Source organism: Nocardioides carbamazepini (genome assembly GCF_024614185.1).
In the GTDB taxonomy this organism is placed as follows: Bacteria; Actinomycetota; Actinomycetes; order Propionibacteriales; family Nocardioidaceae; genus Nocardioides; species Nocardioides carbamazepini.
Genome location: NZ_JAHTLF010000016.1, coordinates 175,310 through 195,163, shown reverse-complemented (window position 1 = coordinate 195,163; position 19,854 = coordinate 175,310). Strand labels below are relative to the sequence as shown.

The following is a 19,854-nucleotide window of genomic DNA, read 5'->3' as shown; positions in this document are numbered from 1 at the left end:
GTCTGCGACGGGTCGATGCAGATTCCCGTTCAACGTGCGCCGGGTCGGTGAGGATCCGAGTTCAGTCTGCGACGGGTCGCGGAACCTCAGTCGTTGCCGGCGGCGGGCAGGTCGCCCTCGGCGGCGTCACCCACGTCCGCGATCGTCTCGGAGACGGTCTCGAGCGGCGGCAGGTCGGGCAGTTCGCCGACCTTCTGCCCCTCGAAGGTGAAGGTCGCGGCCGCGCCCTCGCCGTCGACGTCCACGAGCACGATCTGGCCGGGGCCGACCTCGCCGAACAGCATCTTCTCGGCGAGCACGTCCTCGATCTCGCGCTGGATCGTGCGGCGCAGCGGGCGAGCACCCAGGACGGGGTCGAACCCGCGCTCGGCGAGCAGGTTCTTCGCCTTCTGGGTGAGCTCGAGTCGCATGTCGCGGTCCTTCATCCGGACCTCCACCGCGGCGATCATGTTGTCGACCATCGCGACGATCTGGTCCTGCGACAGCGGCGGGAAGACGATGATCTCGTCGACCCGGTTGAGGAACTCCGGACGGAAGTGCTGCTTGAGCTCGTCGGAGACCTTGGCCTTCATCCGGTCGTAGGAGCCGGCCGCATCCCCCGAGTTGAAGCCCAGGCCGACCGACTTGCCGATGTCGCGCGAGCCGAGGTTGGTGGTCATGATGATGACGGTGTTCTTGAAGTCCACGACCCGGCCCTGCGAGTCGGTCAGGCGACCTTCCTCGAGGATCTGCAGCAGGCTGTTGAAGATGTCGGGGTGGGCCTTCTCGACCTCGTCGAAGAGGACGACGGAGAACGGCTTGCGGCGCACCTTCTCGGTGAGCTGGCCGCCCTCCTCGTAGCCGACATAGCCCGGAGGCGAGCCGAAGAGCCGCGAGACGGTGTGCTTCTCGCCGAACTCCGACATGTCGAGCTGGATCAGCGCGTCCTCGTCGCCGAAGAGGAACTCGGCGAGCGTCTTGGACAGCCAGGTCTTCCCGACGCCGGACGGGCCGGCGAAGATGAAGGAGCCGCCCGGACGCTTGGGGTCCTTGAGCCCCGCACGGGTACGACGGATCGCCCGGCTGAGTGCCTTGACGGCCTCCTCCTGGCCGATGACGCGCTTGTGGAGCTCGTCCTCCATCTTGAGCAGCCGCGTGGACTCCTCCTCGGAGAGCTTGACGATCGGGATGCCGGTCGCCACGGCGAGCACCTCGGCGATCAGCTCCTCGTCGACCTCGGCGACCTCGTCCATGTCACCGGCGCGCCACTGCTTCTCGCGCTCGGACTTGGCCAGGATCAGCTGCTTCTCCTCGTCGCGCAGGCGCGCGGCCGCCTCGAAGTCCTGGCCGTCGATGGCCGCCTCCTTGCGCTGGCGCACCTCGGCGATCTTGTCGTCGTACTCGCGCAGGTCGGCGGGCGCCGTCATCCGGCGGATGCGCAGCCGCGAGCCGGCCTCGTCGATGAGGTCGATCGCCTTGTCGGGCAGGAAGCGGTCGGAGATGTAGCGGTCGGCGAGGGTGGCCGCGGAGACCAGCGCCTCGTCGGTGATGGTGACCCGGTGGTGCGCCTCGTAGCGGTCGCGGATGCCCTTGAGCATCTCGATCGTGTCGGCGATCGACGGCTCGGGGACCTGGATCGGCTGGAAGCGGCGCTCGAGGGCGGCGTCCTTCTCGAGGTACTTGCGGTACTCGTCGAGCGTGGTCGCGCCGATCGTCTGCAGCTCGCCCCGAGCCAGCATCGGCTTGAGGATCGAGGCGGCGTCGATGGCGCCCTCGGCCGCACCGGCGCCGACGAGGGTGTGGATCTCGTCGATGAACAGCACGATGTCGCCGCGGGTGCGGATCTCCTTGAGCACCTTCTTCAGGCGCTCCTCGAAGTCACCGCGGTAGCGCGAGCCGGCGACCAGCGCACCCAGGTCGAGGGTGTAGATCTGCTTGTCCTTGAGCGTCTCGGGGACGTTGCCCTTGACGATGTCCTGGGCCAGGCCCTCGACGATCGAGGTCTTGCCGACACCGGGCTCGCCGATGAGCACCGGGTTGTTCTTGGTACGGCGAGAGAGCACCTGCATCACGCGCTCGATCTGCGCGGCGCGGCCGATGATCGGGTCGAGCTTGCCCTCGCGGGCGTCCTGGGTCAGGTTGCGGCCGAACTGGTCGAGGACGAGCGAGGACGACGGCTGGTCGCCGCTGCCGGAGCTGCCGGTGCTGGCCGCCGCGGCGGTGCCCTCCTTGCCCTGGAAGCCGGAGAGCAGCTGGATGACCTGCTGGCGGACCCGGTTGAGGTCGGCGCCGAGCTTCTGCAGCACCTGGGCGGCGACACCCTCGCCCTCCCGGATCAGGCCGAGCAGGATGTGCTCGGTGCCGATGTAGGAGTGGCCGAGCTGCAGCGCCTCGCGCAGGGACAGCTCCAGGACCTTCTTGGCGCGGGGGGTGAAGGGGATGTGACCCGACGGCGCCTGCTGGCCCTGGCCGATGATCTCCTCGACCTGGGCGCGCACGGCCTCCAGGGAGATGTCCAGCGACTCGAGCGCCTTGGCGGCGACACCCTCGCCCTCGTGGATGAGGCCGAGCAGGATGTGCTCGGTCCCGATGTAGTTGTGGGAGAGCATGCGGGCCTCTTCCTGGGCCAGCACGACCACCCGGCGGGCACGGTCTGTGAACCGCTCGAACATTGCACGCTCCTCACACGTCACACGGGGTTGCTCAAGGGATACAACCCCTCTCACACCCTACGCGTTCCAGCCCAAGGACCCTGATCCGTCCGCTGTCAGCGAACGCCCTCGGTCCCGCGCGGCGATCGGCGTCCAGGAAGCGGTCGGCGGACCCCGATCCGGGTGATTGTTTGGCGGGCGTGAGGCAGGGCACGTGTCTGCACATTCACTGGGGGCACCCACCAGGAGGGAACACGTGGCCACCTATTCGAGTCAGGCGATCACCGACTACAAGAAGACGATCGCCCACAACGCCATCAAGATGATGTTCGAGGAGAAGGGCGTCGGCTGGGAGGGCGACGCCTCGACCGGGTTCAACCAGGGATCGATGATCCCCTACCCCGCTCTCTCGGGGACCACGCTGCCGGCGGTCAGCGGCCCGACGGGGACCGTGCAGTTCTTCGTGCCGGGGGTGTCGATGAACGCCCACGGCCAGTGGGACCGCGAGGACGGGGCCGCCCTCACGTCGAGCAGCTTCCCGCCCGGCACCACGCTGGTGCGCGAGGAGGAGGTCAACGGCTTCCCCGGCTACGTCTGCCAGGTCGACCCGTGGACCTCCTGCTACCAACCGTGGCTGGAGCGGATCGAGTCGATCCTCGAGGGCTGGGACACCCTCCCCGACCACGGCCGCTTCGCGCAGGACGCCGCCAAGGCGGGCCAGGCGCTCCAGGAGCTGACGCCCACGACGGGCTTCGACAAGCCGACGGCCGACGAGTGGCGCCCGTCGTTCACGGACCCGAGCCGGACCACGGCGTTCGACCTCTTCTCCGAGTACGTCGGCGCCGACGTCGACTCGAACATGGTCTACGCCTTCCGCAGCAAGTACGGCCCGGTCCGGGTCGGGACGGTCATGCAGAACCAGGGCCAGATCGCCCTCGGCCTGACCCTCATCCTGGGCGGCGAGGCCGAGCTGTGGAAGTCCGCCGGAGTGGACATCATGGCGCTGTGCGAGGCGGCCAAGAACGCCTTCAACTACGACCCGCCCGACTTCAACTTCAACATCGACCTGAAGATCGTCAAGGCGTTCCTCGATCTCGCCGGCATCTTCGTCCCGCCGCCCGCCAAGCCCTTCGTCACCGGCGCGTCCGGGGTCGTCGGGTTCCTCCAGGCGGTCATCCCGGAGAACAAGGCGAAGCCCGACCCGCCGAAGCCGCTCTCGGCGAGCACGGCCGAGCAGGTCGCCAAGAACTTCGAGGAGGCGATCCTGACCCTGCGGCGGGCCACCTTCGCGCAGGAGGAGGAGCTGTACCACTGCGCCCGCCGGCTCAACGAGGACATCGGCACCGTGAAGCTCGACTACCTCCACATCCATCCCGGCGCCGGCCTCGACGCGGGCATCACCACGGCCGAGCAGATCCGGGTGCACACCGGCGCCCTCAAGGACGTGGGCATCAACCAGGTGCCGATCATCGCCAGCATCTTCGCCAAGGCGGCCGACGACACCTACGGCCTCGCACCCGCCGACATCTGGAAGCGCGGCTGGCCGCTGGGCTACGGGCTGAGCGGTCCGCAGGAGGGGTTCGCCGAGATCCTGGCCGAGTTCGACAAGGTCGCCACCGGCTCGGCGCGCGAACTGGTGGACGCGGGCAAGGAGCTGGCGACCGCGGCCGGGTGGATCGAGGGCGCCGACGAGGGGAGCCAGGCGGACTTCACCGGCCTCAACGACGAGCTCGAGCGCGGCAAGACGGACTGGGCACCGCCCCCGCCCGAGCCGGTCCTTCCTCCCGGCCTGCGCTGAGCCCGCTCGACCGGTCCGTGCGGCGTCAGCCGCGCGGCACCAGCCCGTGCTCGTAGGCGTACACGACCGCCTGGATCCGGTCGCGCAGTCCCAGCTTGCGCAGCACCTCCGCGACGTGGGACTTCACCGTCTCCGGCGCGATGTGCAGCTCCTCGCCGATCTCGGCGTTCGACCGGCCGGTGGCGAGCTCCAGCAGCACCTCGCGCTCCCGCGGGCTGAGGTCGCGGGAGGCGGCCGGCTCGGGCCTGGCTCCGGGGACCTCGGCGAAGCGGGCCGCCACGAGCTGGCGGCTGACCGCGGGCGCGAGCAGGACCGCGCCCTCGGCGACCATCCGGACCGCCTCGACGAGCCGCTCGGCGGTGGCGTCCTTGAGCAGGAACCCGCTCGCTCCGGCGCGCACGGCGTCGTACACATAGGCGTCGAGGTCGAAGGTCGTCAGGATGAGGACCCGGGTCGGGTGGTCGGCGGTGATCAGCCGGGTGGCCTCGATGCCGTCCATCTCCGGCATCCGTACGTCGACCAGCGCGACGTCGGGCCGCGTGCGGGCGACCAGTCCCACCAGGTCGCGACCGTCGCCGGCGGTGCCGACGACCTCGATGCCCGCCTGGGCGGCGAGCAGTGCGGCGAAGCCGGAGCAGATGACGGGCTGGTCGTCGGCGACGACCACCCGGACCGCCCGCTCGGCCACCGTCATCGCGGACCTCCGGTCGGGATCGTGGCCTCCACCTCGAACCGCTCCCCCGCCGCCTGGATCCGGAGCCGGCCGCCGAGCGCCTCCACGCGCTCCCGCATCCCGACCAGGCCGCGGCCGGACCCGAGCTCGGTCGCCGGCTGCGCGACCGGGTTGGACACACGCACCGCCAGCAGCCGCGGTGTCGCCGCCATCTCGATGTCGACAGGGGCCGACGGCGCATGCTTGCGGGCGTTGGTGAGGGCCTCCTGGACGACGCGGTACGCCGCGTACCCGGCCGCCGCGCCGACCGGTGCCTGCACGTCGCCGGCGAGACGGACCTCCTGCCCCGACCTCCGGGTGCGCTCCACGAGCGCGGCGACGTCGGCGAGGGTCGGCTGCGGTGCGCGCTCGGCGTCGCCGGCCCGGCCGAGGATGCCCAGCACGCCCCGCAGCTCGTCGAGTGCGAGCCGCGCCTCGGCGGCCACCTCGGCGAGCACCCGGCGCCCGGCCGGGTCGAGGTCGGGCTCGGTGTAGGGGGCGGTCTCGGCGCGCACGGCGATCAGCGACACGTGGTGGGCCACCACGTCGTGGAGGTCGCGGGCCAGCCGCGCCCGCTCGGCGACCACCGCGCCCTGCTCGGTCACGGCACCCTCCCGCGCCACGAGGCGCACCCGCTGCTCCTCGCGCATCGCCGTCGAGCGGAACCACAGCACGAAGACGAGCAGGAGGCCGAGCGCGACGGTGTAGACGATGCCGATCTGGACCGGCTCCGAGTACTGCAGCTCGATCGACGCGCGGAACGGGGCCGCCATGTCACCCCCGCCTCGTAGCCAGACCAGGACGACGGCGTACGCGATGCCGACAGCCAGCACCGCCAGTAGCGGGCGACGCCAGGCCACCGTCACGGCCACCGCGCCGAGGTTGGCCACGACGCCGAAGTGCAGCGGCGCCCGGCTCGGGTCGAGCAACGTGACGACCAGCGGCGCGCACGCGAGACAGATCGCGAACGCCGGCCACCGGAAGGCCAGCCAGCAGGCCGGCGCCAGGACCAGCGCCAGGCCGAGCCCGATGAAGCTCAGGGCGGCCGTCGTGATCACGCCGTACGTGCCGTAGCCGATCCCCCAGTCCTCGACGAACCAGGGCGTCCAGCGAGCGGTCACGAAGCAGATCGCGACGACCGCGCTCGCGGTGACGGCGGCCACGACGTACGACGCCGGGATCGGCCGGTCGTGCGGCTTCAGCAGAGCGGAGAGCATGCCATCCATCCTCGGGCGGCCGCGACCTGCGTCACCACCCTCGCCCGAGCGGAACCGGGGGTCCCCCGTGCGGGGGACCCCCGGTCGCCGACAACGAGCGGAGCGGACCTCGCGGTCCGGCTCAGCGGAGAGGTCAGTGCGCGTTGTCGTACGCCTCACGTACGTCGGCGGGGATCCGGCCACGCTCGGGGACCGCGAACCCGTTCGCGCGGGCCCACTCCCGGACCTCCTTGGCCGGCACACCGCCCGACGCCGCGGCTGCGGCGCGCCCGCGCTTGGCTCCGCCGCCCCCGCGGCCGACCTTGCGGCCGTGGCCGACGTACGGCGCCAGCGCCTCACGCAGCGCGGAGGCGTGCTCGTCGTTGAGATCGATCTCGTAATTGGAACCGTCGAGACCGAAGGTGACGGTCTGGTTGGCGTCGCTGCCGTCGATGTCGTCGACGAGGACGATGTTGACCTTCTGTGCCATGGCGTGGGACTCCTCGGAGAATAGCTTTGCAAGGTTTACGCGCGCCCGTGCCGACGCGGTATTTCAATCCTTGCACAAGCGGGCGCGAAAATGAATCAGCGCTGATTGCGGAGGAATACCTTTTCCAGCCCGCGCAGGGTCAACCAGGGCGCGCGATGAGTGAAGCAGCGGCACTCGTCGACGACGAGTGGGGCGAGATAGCCGGTCGCGATCACCGAGACGTCGCCCGCCGAGCTGTCGAGCGCGGCGACCAGCCGCTCGACCATGCCCTCGACCTGGCTGGCCACTCCGAAGACCATTCCGGACTGAAGCGCCTCGACAGTGTTCTTCCCGATCACGCCGCGCGGGCGCACCAGCTCGACCATCCGCAGCTGGGCACCGCCCCGACTGAGCGCGTCGAGGGAGATCTCGATCCCGGGCGTGATGGCACCGCCGACATAGCGACCCGACGCGTCGACCACGTCGTAGGTCGTGGCGGTGCCGCCGAAATCGACGACGATGGCAGGGCATTCGAAATCGGCAGCCGCGGCGAGGGCATTGACGATGCGGTCGGCGCCGACCTCGCGCGGATTGTCGACGAGAATGGGGACGCCGGTGCGAATGCCGGGCTCGACGATGACACAGGCAATGTCAGGGAAATGTGCGGGCAGCATCTCGCGCCATGCGTTGAGGACCGCCGGAACCGTCGAGCAGACCGCGATTCCGGTGACCTCCTCCGCACGGGTGCCGAGCAGTCCGCGCAACAGCACGCCCCATTCGTCGGCGGTGCGGTGCTCCGCGGTCGACACCCGCCAGTCAGCGTGGACGGCCCCGTCGGAGACGAGACCGAGCACGGTGTGGGCGTTGCCGATGTCGGCCGCGAGGAGACTCATCCGCCTGTCCGGGGGTCCACGGGGGCCGAGCCGCCGTGTGGCCGGAAGTCCAGGCCGAGGTCGAAGACGTTCACCGAGTGGGTGAGCGCACCGACCGAGATGAAGTCGACGCCGGTCTCCGCGACCTCGCGGGCCCGCTCGATCGTGAGGCCGCCGGAGGCCTCCAGGGTGGCCGCGTCACCGACCGCGGCGTTGATCCGGACCGCCTCGGCCATGTCGGCGGTGCTCATGTTGTCGAGCAGGATCTCGGTGCAGCCCGCGGCGAGCACCGCGCGCAGCTCGTCGAGGTCCATCACCTCGACCTCGACCCGCAGGCCGGGGTGCTTGGCCACGACCGCCTCGTAGGCGGCGACGACGCCACCCGCCGCGACGGCGTGGTTGTCCTTGACCATCGCGCGGTCGACCAGGCTGAACCGGTGGTTGACGCCGCCCCCGCAGCGCACGGCGTACTTCTGCAGCGCCCGCCAGCCCGGCAGCGTCTTGCGGGTGTCGAGGACCCGCGCCCGGGTGCCGGCGAGTGCGTCGACCCAGTGGGAGGTCGCGGTCGCGACGCCGGAGAGATGGGAGGCGAAGTTGAGGGCGGTCCGCTCGGCGGTGAGGACGCCGCGGACCGGTCCCGACACCGTCAGGACGACATCGCCCGGTGTCACCCGCGTGCCGTCCGGCACCCGCCCGGTCACGGCCACGGTGTCGCCGAGTGCGTAGACGAACGCCAGCTCGGCGATCGCCAGCCCGGCCACGACTCCCGGCTCGCGCGCGGCGAAGTCCGCGACCGCCGTGCCCATGTCGGGCATCGCGTCGCTGGTGACGTCGTCCACGCCGCCGGGCAGGTCCTCCTCGAAGGCGAGCGCCACGTGGTCGTAGACAGCGTGGGCGTCCAACCCGGCCGCCTCGACCTCGTCGACCAGCGCAGAGGGGAGGTCACCGAAGGGCGTGCGAACGATCACGAGAGTCCTCCGTCGGTGGCCGGAGCCGGGGCGAAGGCGACCCTGGTGAGGCCGTCCTCCATCGTCACGTCGAAGTGCCCGGCCCAGTGGACGTCGTCACGCTCGGGGAAGTCCTCGCGCCAGTGCGAGCCGCGGGTCTCCTGCCGCAGCGCGGCCGCGTCGGAGAGGGCCGCGCTGATGGTGAGCAGGTTCGTCGCCTCCCAGGAGGCCTGGTCCACGGTCTCGGCGGCGTGACCGGCGAGCTTGTCGAGGACGACGCCCGCCTCGGCCAGCCCCGGTGCGGAGCGCAGTACGCCGACACGCGAGCTCATCGTCTCCTGGAGCTCGCGGCGGATGTCACCCGCCACGATGCCCGGCGTGCGCCCGTCGGCGGACGGCTCGCGCCACGGCAACAGCTCGCCGGGCAGCACCTCGGCGATCCGGCGCGAGAACACCAGACCCTCGAGCAGCGAGTTGGAGGCGAGTCGGTTGGCGCCGTGGACGCCGGAGCAGGCGACCTCGCCGGTGGCGTAGAGCCCGGGCACGTCGGTGCGGCCGAGCAGGTCGGTCCGCACCCCGCCGGAGGCGTAGTGGCAGGCGGGCGCGACGGGGATCAGCTGGGTGACCGGATCGATGCCGTGGGACCGGGCCGTGGCGAGGATGGTCGGGAACCGGCGCTCCCAGAACGCTGCGCTGTCGGAGCCGAGGTGCCGCGCGTCGAGCCACAGGTGCGGGCGGCCGGTCTCGAGCATCCGCTTCATGATCGTCTTGGCGACCACGTCGCGCGGAGCGAGGTCGGCGAGCTCGTGGACCCCCTGCATGATCCGGTTGCCGTCGTCGTCGACGAGGAAGGCGCCCTCGCCGCGGACCGCCTCGGAGATGAGCGGCTGCTGGCCGCGGGAGTCCGGGCCGAGGTACATCACCGTCGGGTGGAACTGCACGAACTCCAGGTCGCGCAGCGTGGCACCGGCGCGGAGCGCGAGCGCCATGCCGTCGCCGGTGGTGACGGCAGGGTTGGTGGTCTGCGAGAACACCTGCCCCAGGCCGCCGCTGGCGAGCACGACGGCGCGGCAGCGGACGGCGCCGACGCCGTCGCGCTCGCCCTCGCCGATGACGTGGAGGGTGAGGCCGGCAACGGCCCGCGGGCCGGACGCGCCGGAGGCGTCGGTGGCGCCGGGGCCGAGCAGCAGGTCGACCGCCAGCGCGTGCTGGATGACCTCGATGTCGGGGGCCGCCTCGATCGCGGCGATGAGCGCGCGCTGGATCTCGGCTCCGGTGGCGTCGCCGCCAGCGTGCGCGATCCGGTCGCGGTGGTGGCCGCCCTCGCGGGTCAGCGACAGCTCACCGTCGTCGGTGTGGTCGAAGTTGGTGCCGAGCGCGATCAGCTCACGCACCGCCTCGGGGCCCTCGTTGACCAGGACGCGTACGGCGGCGCCGTCACACGCCCCCGCTCCCGCGACGAGGGTGTCGGCCTCGTGCTGCTCGGGCGTGTCGCCCGGGCCGAGCGCCGCGGCGATGCCGCCCTGGGCCCACTGGGTGGAGCCGGCGTTGAGCACGTCCTTGGTGACGACCAGGATCTTGTCGACCCGGCCGCGCAGCCGCAGCGCGGCGGTCAGCCCGGCGATGCCGGAGCCGACGATGACGACGTCGGCACGCGTGGTCCAACCCGGGCTCGGCGCGGTGAGGCGTCCGGGCAGGCGCAGCTGTTCTGGCATCCCAGCAGACTACTGACCCGCGACGTCAGTGCGCCGCGGTGACGTCACCGCGGGACAGGCTGGGGTCGCCGAACGTCTCGGCGGGGTCGAAGCCGGTCGCCATGATCTTGTTGTCGGCGTCCACGAACACCACGTGCGGCTGGTGCTCCTTGGCCTCCTCGGTGGTCATCTGGCCGTAGCCGATCAGGATGACCAGGTCACCGGGGTGGACCAGCCGGGCGGCGGCACCGTTGATGCCGATCACGCCGCTGCCCCGCTCGCCGGCGATCGTGTAGGTCTCCAGGCGGGCACCGTTGGTGATGTCGACGATGTGGACGAGCTCGCCGGCCAGCAGGTCCGCGGCCTCGAGCAAGTCCTCGTCGACGGTGACCGAGCCGACGTAGTGCAGGTCGGCCTGCGTGACGGTGGCACGGTGGATCTTGCTCTTCATCATGGTGCGCAGCACAGGAGTCTCCCTCTGGTCAGAACTGCAGGGGCATGTTGTCGATGAGCCGGGTGGTGCCGACCCGGGCGGCGACGAGGATCCGGCCCTCGGTGCCGGTCTCGGGGTAGTCGGGCAGCTCACCGAGGCCCGTCGTGGTCAGGGCGAGGTAGTCGAGCTCCACGCCCGGCTCCCCCTTGATGACGTTCATCGCGGCCCAGCGCGCCGCCGGGACGCCGTACGACGCCCGCTCCTGGGCCGCGCGCAGCGCCCGGCTCAGGGTGGCCGCCTGCTGCCGCTGCTCGGCGTCGAGATAGCGGTTGCGGCTGGAGCGGGCCAGTCCGTCGGGCTCGCGGTCCGTCTCGGCGCCGACGACGTCGATGCCGAGACAGAGGTCGGCGGCCATCCGGCGGATCAGCGCGAGCTGCTGGTAGTCCTTCTCGCCGAAGACCGCGACGTCGGGACGGACCAGGCCGAAGAGCTTGGCCACGACGGTGAGGACCCCGCGGAAGTGGCCCGGCCGGCTGGCGCCCTCGAGCACGTCGGCGAGCGGGCCGGGCTGGACGGTGACCGCCTCGGACGGAACGCCCTCGTGGGGCACGCCGTCGGGGTACATCTCGGCGACGACGGGTGCGAACACCACGTCGACGCCCTCGGTCGCAGCGAGCGCGAGGTCGGCGTCGAACGTGCGCGGGTAGCGGTCGAGATCCTCGCCAGGGCCGAACTGGAGCGGGTTGACGAAGACCGAGACGACGACGGTGCCGTCGGCGCCGGCGCGCTCGCGCGCGATCCGCATCAGCGTCGCGTGGCCCTCGTGCAGCGCGCCCATGGTCGGCACCAGGACGACCGTGCCGCGGCCCGCGAGCAGGCCGGCGAGCTCGGCCCGGCTGCGTGCGACGGCGGGCGTGGTCAGGACCGTCACGCGGGGTCCCTACGGCGTTGTTCGGCGGCGGAGCGGAGCGGGGTGCTCATGCGGACTCCACCCGGGGCTCGGGCAGGACGCGGCGGTCGCCGTAGGCGCTGAGGACCGTGGCGATCGCCTGGGCCCGGATGGGCAGCAGCCGGCCGTCGGTGACGGCGCGGTCGAGCGTGGCCCACGCCATCGCGACGTACGACCGCACGGTGTCGGGCGCCTTGGCGGAGATGTCCTTCAGGTGGGCCGCGACGGTCCGGACGTCGCCGCGCACGATCGGACCGGTCAGCGCGGCGTCGCCGTTGGCCAGCGCGTTGTCGAGTGCCGCGTCGAGCAGCGGACGCAGGGTGCCAGCGGGGTCGTCGACGCCGGCGGCGCTGAGCAGGCCCATCGCCTCGCTGACCAGGGTGACCAGGTGGTTGGCGCCGTGGGCGAGGCCGGCGTGGTAGAGCGTGCGCATCTCCTCGGGCACCCAGGTCGGGCGGCCGCCGAGGTCGGCCACGAGGGCCTCGGCGAGCTCGCGCTCCGCCGGGCCGGCGGTGAGGCCGAAGACGCAGCCGTGCAGCCGCTCGAGGTCGACGGCGGTGCCGGTGAACGTCATCGCCGGGTGGAGCGCGATCACGCGGGCGCCGACCGCGGCGGCGGGCGCCAGCACGGCGAGGCCGTGGCGGCCGGAGGTGTGGGCGACGACCTGGCCGGCGTGGAGGGCGCCGCTGTCGGCGAGGACCTTCACCACGTTGGGCAGCATGTCGTCGGGGACGGTGAGCAGCAGCAGCTCGGCCTCGCGCGCGACGTCGCTCGGCTTGCGCAGCGGGACACCCGGCAGCAGCTCGGCGGCACGACGACGCGACGCGTCGGACTCACCGGCGGCGGCGACGACGGGATGGCCGGCTGCGCGGAGACCCGCGGCCAGAACGGCGCCGACCCGGCCGGCGCCGACCACACCCACACGGAAGACGTGGGACATCGTGAACCTTTCGTTCCCGTCCCTCCGACCACTCTCTCCGCTTGCGGAGGGAGCCGGTGTGGGTACCGGACGTTGTGCTCAGTGTTGTCGTCCCGGGGTTCCGGGACACCTCAACGGTACGCCTGCGCGGGGAGCCCCGGAACGGGTCGGTCCGGTGGCCTGCATCACACGCCGCCGTGGCCTCCTAGGCTCGGGCTCATGTCGACGCCGTCCGCCCTGCCCGCCGGCGCCAGGCTGCTGCACGTCGGACCGCACAAGACCGGCACCACCGCCCTTCAGAGCGCCTTCCACCAGGCGCGGCCGGAGCTGGCCCGGCAGGGTGTCCGGTACGCCTCACGGAGCCGGCACGACGCGAAGGCCGCGCGGTACGTGACCGGGCGCCCGGTCCCCGGCCGCGACCCGGCCCGGGCCGAGCGGGCCTGGCACGCGGTCGTCGGGGAGCTGACCGCCGACGGCGGCGAGCGCCGCGTCTTCAGCAGCGAGTTCCTCTCCGACGCGTCGGACGCGCAGGTCGCCAGGATCGTGCAGGAGGTCGGCGCCGACGACCTCTGGGTCGCGGTCACGCTGCGGCCGCTGGCCCGGATCCTGTCGTCGCAGTACCAGCAGGGCCTGCAGCGGCAGAGCACCTACGGGTACGACGCATGGCTGCGCGTGGTGCTCACCGACGTGACCGCGCCGGAGCCTCGGGAGTTCTGGACCCGCCACCGGCACGACGAGCTGGTCCGGCGCTGGGCGGAGCACGTCGGCAGCGACCATGTGGTGGTGGTCGTCCTGGACTCCGGTGACCACCGGTTCCTGCCGCACACCTTCGAGCGGCTGCTCGGCCTGCGCCCGGAGACGCTGGCCGGTCAGGACGCGAAGGAGAACCGCTCGCTGACCGCGGACGAGGCGGAGCTGTTGCGCCGCTTCAACGACGACTACACCGCCCTCGGGCTCGGAGCCGAGCACTACGTACGGCTGTTCCGCCACCTCAAGGACCACCTCAAGGCGCGGGAGCCCGCGCCCGGCGAGGCCGGGTTGGTGACGCCGGACTGGGCGATCCGCCAGGCCAACGACATCGGCCGGGAGATGGCGGACACCATCCGGTCCCTCGGCGTCCCGGTCCACGGCGACCTCGACTCGATAGCGTCGACGCGCGTCGCGGACGTCGCCACCACGCCGGAACCGCCTGGGGCGGTCGACGCCGCGGTGGCCGCGTGGTTCGCCGCGGGGCTCGCGCTGGCGGCCGACCGGCTGGCCGCGGCGCCGACGCGGGAGGCGCCACCGGGACCGGGATCGACCCGCGGGCGGCGGGGCCTGCTCGGTCGCCGGGGGTGATGTCCGGGTCCCCGACGCGCGTCAGGCGAAGGGGTCGTCCTTGCGGACGTCGTAGACGTGCCCGGACTGGTCGGAGATGAGCACGTCGACCGAGGTGTGCGCGACCGTCTGGGAGTCGAGCAGCGTGCCGGGCGCCTCCTGGCCGAAGGCCTTGGTGCGCATCGGGGTCGCGGTCCGCTCGGGGTTGATGCAGTTGACCCGGACCCCGGCGTCGGCCCACTCGTCGGCGAGCGCCTGGGTCAGGTTGACCGTGGCGGCCTTCGCCGAGGAGTACAGGCTGTAGCCGCTGCGGCCGCGGGTGTAGGAGCTGGAGGTGAACAGCAGCAGGGACCCCTGCGCGGCCGCCAGGTGCGGATAGAACTCCTGGGCGATGAAGATCGGGCCGAGGTAGTTGATGTCGGTCGCCGCATAGATCGTCTCCTCGGTGGTCTCGAGGAGCTCGCCGCGGGGCAGCACGCCGGCGGTGTTGACGACGAAGTCGATCGAGCCCGCCTGGGCGACCGCCTCCTTGGCCGCGGCCGCGATGTCGGCGCGCTTGCCGACGTCGGTGCCGGTGGTCGAGCGGCTGAAGCTGAGCACCGTGGCGCCGTACGACCGGGCGAGCTCGGCGATGTCCGCGCCGATGCCGTAGCTGCCGCCGAACACCACCATCGTCTTGCCCTCGAGGGCCGCGCGGTAGCCGGCCTCGTCGCGGGCGCGAGGCAGGTCGATGCCGGTGAGCTGGAAGAGCTTGTCGGCGATGTAGACGTCGATCGGCTCGGTGACCTTCATGTTCCGGTCGTCGCCGTGGACCACGATGATCGGCTCGTCCGGGAGGTACTTCAGCACGACACTGCAGTCGTCGGTCGCCGTGAAGTCCGGGTCGCCGGCGGCGACCTCGTAGGCCTTGGCGAGGACGTCGAGCCGGAACGCCTGCGGCGTCTGGCCGCGGCGCAGCGAGGCGCGGGGCGGGATGCTGGAGATGGTGTCGTCGGCGGCGACCTCGATGATCGTGTCGGCCGACGGGATCGCGACGTCGACGGCCGGGTACGACCGGAGCGCGGTGAAGCACTCGCCGATGATCCGCGGCGTGACCAGCGGGCGGACCGCGTCGTGGAGCAGGATCCGGGTCTCGGCGGGGTCGCCGGCCGCGGTCAGGTGGTCGATGGCGCGCTGCGTGGTGTCGTTGCGGGTCTCGCCGCCCTCGAGGATGGCGGTGACCTTCGGGTACCCGCCCTTGCGGGTGATGTCGCGGACCGCGTCGGTGTGTCCCGGCGTCATCATCACGACGACCTCGTCGACGTCGGCGTGGTCGTGCAGCGCCTGCAGCGTGTGCTCCAACAGGGTCTTCCCCGCGACCTTGATGAGCTGCTTCGGGATGTCGAGCCCGACCCGGCTCCCGACACCGCCGGCGAGCAGGACGGCGACATTCCTCGTCATGGGCCGCAGTCTCCCACGCGGGCCACTCAGCGACCCACTCAACGAGCCCGTCGACGCAGGGCCCGCCGGCGCAGCTCGCGCAGGAGGTCCCGGCCACTCACCGCCTCCAAGCCACCGGCGCCGGGCGCGGGATCGGGGTCCGGCGCCGGATCCTGAGCCGGCAGCGTGAGCCCGACCCGGAAGTAGGCGTCCATCATCCGCCCGGCGGACGCCACGTCGACGACCTCGGGCACCTCGGTCTCGACCGGGTGGGTGGCGGGGTCGCTGAACAGGTGGCGGACGTCGCCCACCACCCGGGCGCCGGAGGACGCCAGTGCCTCGACCCAGTCGGCGACGTACTCGTCGGCGCGCTCGGCCGCCCAGCGCGGCACCCGGACCGTCTGGTGCCGCGGGGCGGCCTCGACGACGGGCCGCAGCCTGATCCGGCGGGTGTCGCCGGCGGTCGCCATCCAGGCATCGAGGTCGCCGCCGTGGCCGCGATAGGCCGCGGCCAGGTGGCGGAGCATCTCGGCCTCGGGCAGCGGCAGGGAGAGGTTGCGCGACGGCGACGGCTGGAGGAGCTCGGGGACGCCGAGCAGGCCCTCGAAGGCGCGCAGCAACCAGGCGTGGTCGCCCGGGTCGAGCACGACGAAGACCAGGTTCTCCTCGCCGAACACCGCACCCCAGTCCTGCAGCACCCGCCGCGGGTTGAGCCGGCGCAGCGCCTGACCGGGCACGAACCCGGCACCGACACCGCCGAGCGGTTCCTCGGCGAAGCGGGCGCGCAGCCAGTCGTCGAGCGGCAGCGGATCGGCGCGGCGCAGGCCCTGCTGCCAGCGCGAGGCGAGCTGGGGCGCGAGGGCGCGGATCGTCGTCACGACGTACGACGGCCCGAGCTCCTCGCGCAGCCCGCGGATCCGCTCCGGCGCGGCCAGCGACAGGGACTCGCTCGACCAGAAGGTGCGCCGGGCGGTGGACGTGCGGAACTCGTGGGCCAGCTGCTGCCAGCGCTCGTGCTCGGCCGCCCAGTAGGAGCGGACGTTGCCGGCGGCGGTGATCGCGACCTTCCGCTCGTGGGCGCGGCGCGAGACGTTGTGGGCGCCGTGCTCCTCCAGGGCGGCGCGCGCCGCCCACAGCGAGTGCTGGAGCGCGGTGGTGCCGGTCTTGGGCATCCCGATGTGCAGCAGCTTCGCGCCGTCGGGCAGCGCGGTGGTCACGAGGCGCCCCCGAGCCGGCGGCGGGCGCGGCGGGCCAGCTCACGGGCGGCGCTCGCGCGGGCGCCCTCACGCTCACGGGCGGCGTCCCACTCCTCGACCACCGCGCGGTGGCGCGACCACACCGCGCGCTCGACAGGACCGGCGAGGTCACGGTGCTCGGGGCGGGGGTGGACGCCGGTGAGCTTGCTGATGATGCCGGCGGCGAGCGCGGCCGCCGCGCCCGGGTCGATCGTGGCGACCGGTGCGTTCTCGCCCTCCGCGGGCGCGAGCGCGCGGTCCGACAGCAGGCCGAGGTCACCGACGACCCGCGCGCCGGACGCGCCGATCCGGACGGCCATGTCGGCGCCGACCTCGAGAGCCCGGTCGATCGCCCAGCCGGGGGTGAGCAGTCGCTCCGCGGCCGGGTCCGGGGGTGCGGCCTGCAGGCCGCGGGCGGCGCCGAAGCGGATGAACCGGCCGTGGTCGGCGCTCGACCACGGCGCCCCGGACGTGCGGTCCACGAGCGTCTGCATCAACGTCGCCTCGGCGAAGGTGAGCGACCGGTTGGTCTTGTCGACCGGCGGGCGGAGCAGCCCCTCGGGAAGCCCGAGCAGGCCCTCGAAGGCGGCCGGCAGCCCCCGGTGGTCGCGGTCGTCGACCACCACCACGGTGACCCGGTCGCCGCCCACGAGGTCGACCCAGCGCTCGACCAGCAGGTCGTGGCGGTGCCGCCGCCAGAACGACGGCGTCACCCCCTCGCCACCGGTCCGGCCGTCGGGCTCGCCGACGGCGGCCGGGTCGAGGATCGCGCGCAGCCAGTCGTCGTAGGGCGGCACGGGGACGTTCTGGCCGTACTGCTGCCACTGCGAGCCGAGCAGCCGCACGATCGGGCGCACCGTGATCACGATGTGGGTCCGCGGGCCGAGGGTGTCGAGCACGGTGCGCGCGCCCTCGGCGGTGGCCTCGCAGTAGACCTCGCTGCTGAGCACCCCGATCCGCGGCCGCTCGGCGCGCAGCTGCGCGACCAGGTCGAACCAGCGCTGCCGGAAGGCGTCGAGGTCCTTGCCGGGGTCGACCCGGCCGAGGGCGACCGCCATCGACGCGTTCATCTCGTGCGCCAGCTCGCCCGGGTAGGCGACGCCGTGCTCGGCGAGCGCCGGGCGGGCCTCCCACAGCGCGCCCTGCATGGCGGTGGTGCCGGTCTTGTAGGGACCGATGTGGACCAGGGTGGTGCCGTCGGGCAGGGGCCGGATCATCGGCCTCCTCCCAGTCGGGCGAGGAGCGCGCGGGCCGGCAGCTCCGCCACGGGTACGACGACGGGCCGGTCCGCGGCGAGGTCGACCGGACGCTCGAGCACGCCGAGCATCACCTCGAGCGCCGCGTCGGCGGCGACGTCGATCGGGACCAGTCCCCGCTCGGCGGGCACCGGCCAGAGCAGCGCGTCGCGCGGGCCGCTGACGGTGACGCCGTCGGCCTCCAGCCCGGCGAGCGCGGCCCGGCAGGCGTCGCGCAGGACCCGCGCCGCGGCGGGCCCGACGTCCGGGTCGGTGTCGAGGGCCCGGCTGATGCAGGCGGTCGCGTCGGCGGCGCCGTCGGCGGCGGTCTGCCAGGCCGGCGGCAGCAGCACCTCCACCTGCGCGACCAGCGCGTCGGCGTACGCGCGGGCGGCGTCCTGGCCGCCGGGGACGCTCTGCGGGGGGACCGGGTCGGCGCCCGGCTGTCGCGTGTGCGCGGCCGCGGCGGCGACGTCGAACCGTGGCCAGCGCCGGCCGGCCGCGAGGGCGAGCAGCTGCTCGAGCGAGGTCACCTCGTCGAGCGAGACCGCGAGATGCACGGGCGCCGCGGCCGCGGCGTGGATCGCCCGCACCTCGCTCACCCAGGACTCGAGGCCGGCGAGCGTGGGCTCGGTCAGCAGCTCCGCGACGCCCCCGACGACGAGCAGCGTCCGGTCGTGGGGCAGCCCGTCCACATGGACGACGGTCACGTCGGGCCGCTCGTCCTCGTCGCGGGTGACCCGCTCGTCCTCCAGCGAGGCCCACCAGGTCGGGACCGCGAAGGCGTTCATCCCGCCCGTGGCGTCCGGGACGTGCAGCAGGCTCTTCGCGAGGTGGCTCATCGACCTGTCACCCGGCGCCGGGCGCGGCGGCCGAGCTCGCCGAGCAGCTGCCGCCCGCCGTACGCCGTCAGGTCGGTCGCTCCCGGCGCGACCGCGGCGGCCTCGTGCCGGTGGGAGGCGTGCCGGAGCGCCGCCGAGAAGACGACGTCCATCAGGCGCCCGGCGCTCGCCACGTCGACGGCCGTCGGTACCGCGACCTCCTCGGCGTAGTCGGCGGGGTCGACGAGGAGGCCGGCGAGGTCACCGACCACGGTGACGCCCGAGGCCTCCACGGCGGCGTTCCAGGCAGCGGCGTACTCGTTGGCGCGCTCGGCCACCCACCGCGGGGCGCGGATCGGCTGCGGGGTCAGCGTGTTGGTGTAGTCACGCAGCGGGATGCGGGCCAGCACGCCGATCGCCTCCATCCACGTGGCGTGATCGCCGTCGTGGTCGGTATAGGCGCGGTTGAACTGCCGCAGCATCTCGGCCTCGGGGTAGGGCAGTGACGCATTGCCCTCCGGCACGGCCTCGAGCACCTCCGGCACCCCCATCAGGTGCTCGAAGACGCGGAGGGTGCGCGCCCGGTCCCTCGCGTCGGGGACGACGAGGACGATCTTGTCCTCACCGAAGACCGGGCCCCACTCCTCGACGATCCGGCGCAGGCTGAAGCGGTGCAGCATCGGGGCGAACCGGATGTAGTCGACGCTCACCTCGCCGCCGACGGAGACCGCCTCGAACTGGCTGGCCGCCCACTCCTCCAGGGACTGCACGCCGCGGCGGCGCAGCCACTGCTGCCACTGGGACACCATGAGTGGCGCGAGGGGGCGCAGGGTGACGACGACGTGGGTGTCGGCACCGAGCTCGTCGGCGAGATAGGCGACCCGCTCCCCCTTCGCGTGGCTCAGCGACTCGCTCGACCAGAAGGTGCAGCGCGCGGTGGAGGTGCGGAAGTCCCGCGCCAGCTCCTGCCAGCGCTGCTCCCAGCTGCCCTGCCAGAACTCGGCCAGGCCGTCGGCCGCGACCTGGCCGACCCGCATCTCGTGCCGGCCCTTGCCGACGTTGTGCGCGCCGAGCTCCTCCAGCCGCGGCCGGGCCCGGTCGAGAGCGCCCTGGAGAGCCGTCGTACCGGTCTTGGGGAGGCCGATGTGGATGAACCGTGAGCCGTCCGGCAGGGCGTCGGGCAGGGCCACAGAACGCATCGCGCGGAC

17 protein-coding genes are annotated in these 19,854 nt (G+C 72.8%); 2 read left to right on the top strand and 15 right to left on the bottom strand.

Annotation, left to right across the window (positions count from 1 at the left end; genetic code table 11):
* Positions 1 to 86 precede the first annotated feature (86 nt).
* Positions 87 to 2,651 (bottom strand): ATP-dependent Clp protease ATP-binding subunit, encoded by a 2,565-nt coding sequence (locus tag KVF89_RS13685; RefSeq protein WP_257426205.1) that lies wholly within the window; start codon positions 2,649 to 2,651, stop codon positions 87 to 89.
* A 235-nt stretch (positions 2,652 to 2,886) separates the two neighbouring features.
* On the opposite strand from KVF89_RS13685, the gene KVF89_RS13680 reads away from it, so the two are divergent.
* Positions 2,887 to 4,428 (top strand): hypothetical protein, encoded by a 1,542-nt coding sequence (locus KVF89_RS13680; RefSeq protein WP_257426204.1) that lies wholly within the window; start codon positions 2,887 to 2,889, stop codon positions 4,426 to 4,428.
* 25 nt (positions 4,429 to 4,453) lie between these two features.
* Here the strand turns inward: KVF89_RS13680 and KVF89_RS13675 are convergent, their stop codons facing one another.
* The 9 genes from KVF89_RS13675 to KVF89_RS13635 form a co-directional block, all read right to left on the bottom strand.
* Complete coding sequence (locus KVF89_RS13675; protein WP_257426202.1) at positions 4,454 to 5,122, bottom strand: response regulator; 669 nt, start codon at positions 5,120 to 5,122, stop codon at positions 4,454 to 4,456.
* Complete coding sequence (locus KVF89_RS13670) at positions 5,119 to 6,357, bottom strand: sensor histidine kinase (protein WP_257426200.1); 1,239 nt, start codon at positions 6,355 to 6,357, stop codon at positions 5,119 to 5,121. Before KVF89_RS13670 ends, KVF89_RS13675 begins: the two co-directional genes overlap by 4 nt.
* A gap of 133 nt (positions 6,358 to 6,490) precedes the next feature.
* Entirely contained in the window at positions 6,491 to 6,826 is a 336-nt protein-coding gene (locus tag KVF89_RS13665; RefSeq protein WP_257426199.1) for a histone-like nucleoid-structuring protein Lsr2, read from the bottom strand.
* A 95-nt stretch (positions 6,827 to 6,921) separates the two neighbouring features.
* Complete coding sequence (locus tag KVF89_RS13660) at positions 6,922 to 7,698, bottom strand: type III pantothenate kinase (RefSeq protein ID WP_257426197.1); 777 nt, start codon at positions 7,696 to 7,698, stop codon at positions 6,922 to 6,924.
* Positions 7,695 to 8,645, bottom strand: coding sequence for a carboxylating nicotinate-nucleotide diphosphorylase (gene nadC, locus KVF89_RS13655; protein ID WP_257426196.1), 951 nt, complete (start codon positions 8,643 to 8,645; stop codon positions 7,695 to 7,697). Before nadC ends, KVF89_RS13660 begins: the two co-directional genes overlap by 4 nt.
* Entirely contained in the window at positions 8,642 to 10,339 is a 1,698-nt protein-coding gene (locus KVF89_RS13650; protein ID WP_257426195.1) for an L-aspartate oxidase, read from the bottom strand. Before KVF89_RS13650 ends, nadC begins: the two co-directional genes overlap by 4 nt.
* Before the next feature lie 25 nt (positions 10,340 to 10,364).
* Complete coding sequence (panD, locus tag KVF89_RS13645; RefSeq protein ID WP_257426193.1) at positions 10,365 to 10,784, bottom strand: aspartate 1-decarboxylase; 420 nt, start codon at positions 10,782 to 10,784, stop codon at positions 10,365 to 10,367.
* Between the two features lie 16 nt (positions 10,785 to 10,800).
* Positions 10,801 to 11,682, bottom strand: coding sequence for a pantoate--beta-alanine ligase (gene panC / locus KVF89_RS13640; protein ID WP_308212721.1), 882 nt, complete (start codon positions 11,680 to 11,682; stop codon positions 10,801 to 10,803).
* Between the two features lie 46 nt (positions 11,683 to 11,728).
* The gene (locus tag KVF89_RS13635; protein ID WP_257426191.1) at positions 11,729 to 12,640 is read right to left on the bottom strand and encodes a Rossmann-like and DUF2520 domain-containing protein; all 912 of its coding nucleotides are present in this window, start codon (positions 12,638 to 12,640) and stop codon (positions 11,729 to 11,731) included.
* 198 nt (positions 12,641 to 12,838) lie between these two features.
* Here KVF89_RS13635 and KVF89_RS13630 point away from each other — a divergent pair, with 198 nt between their 5' ends.
* Positions 12,839 to 13,957, top strand: a complete 1,119-nt coding sequence (locus tag KVF89_RS13630) for a hypothetical protein (RefSeq protein ID WP_257426189.1) — start codon at positions 12,839 to 12,841, stop codon at positions 13,955 to 13,957.
* 21 nt (positions 13,958 to 13,978) lie between these two features.
* Here KVF89_RS13630 and KVF89_RS13625 read toward each other — a convergent pair whose 3' ends face one another.
* The 5 genes from KVF89_RS13625 to KVF89_RS13605 are packed head-to-tail and all read right to left on the bottom strand — an operon-like array spanning position 13,979 to position 19,845.
* A complete protein-coding gene (locus KVF89_RS13625) occupies positions 13,979 to 15,376 on the bottom strand; it encodes a bifunctional cytidylyltransferase/SDR family oxidoreductase (RefSeq protein WP_257426187.1) in 1,398 nt (465 codons plus the stop codon).
* Between the two features lie 38 nt (positions 15,377 to 15,414).
* Positions 15,415 to 16,572 carry a hypothetical protein gene (locus KVF89_RS13620; RefSeq protein WP_257426185.1) on the bottom strand — a complete coding sequence of 386 codons (1,158 nt, stop codon included), beginning with the start codon at positions 16,570 to 16,572 and terminating at the stop codon, positions 15,415 to 15,417.
* Positions 16,569 to 17,807 (bottom strand): hypothetical protein, encoded by a 1,239-nt coding sequence (locus tag KVF89_RS13615; RefSeq protein ID WP_257426184.1) that lies wholly within the window; start codon positions 17,805 to 17,807, stop codon positions 16,569 to 16,571. Before KVF89_RS13615 ends, KVF89_RS13620 begins: the two co-directional genes overlap by 4 nt.
* Positions 17,804 to 18,667, bottom strand: coding sequence for a hypothetical protein (locus KVF89_RS13610; protein ID WP_257426182.1), 864 nt, complete (start codon positions 18,665 to 18,667; stop codon positions 17,804 to 17,806). Before KVF89_RS13610 ends, KVF89_RS13615 begins: the two co-directional genes overlap by 4 nt.
* The gene (locus KVF89_RS13605; RefSeq protein ID WP_257426180.1) at positions 18,664 to 19,845 is read right to left on the bottom strand and encodes a hypothetical protein; all 1,182 of its coding nucleotides are present in this window, start codon (positions 19,843 to 19,845) and stop codon (positions 18,664 to 18,666) included. Before KVF89_RS13605 ends, KVF89_RS13610 begins: the two co-directional genes overlap by 4 nt.
* Between the last annotated feature and the right edge of the window lie 9 nt (positions 19,846 to 19,854).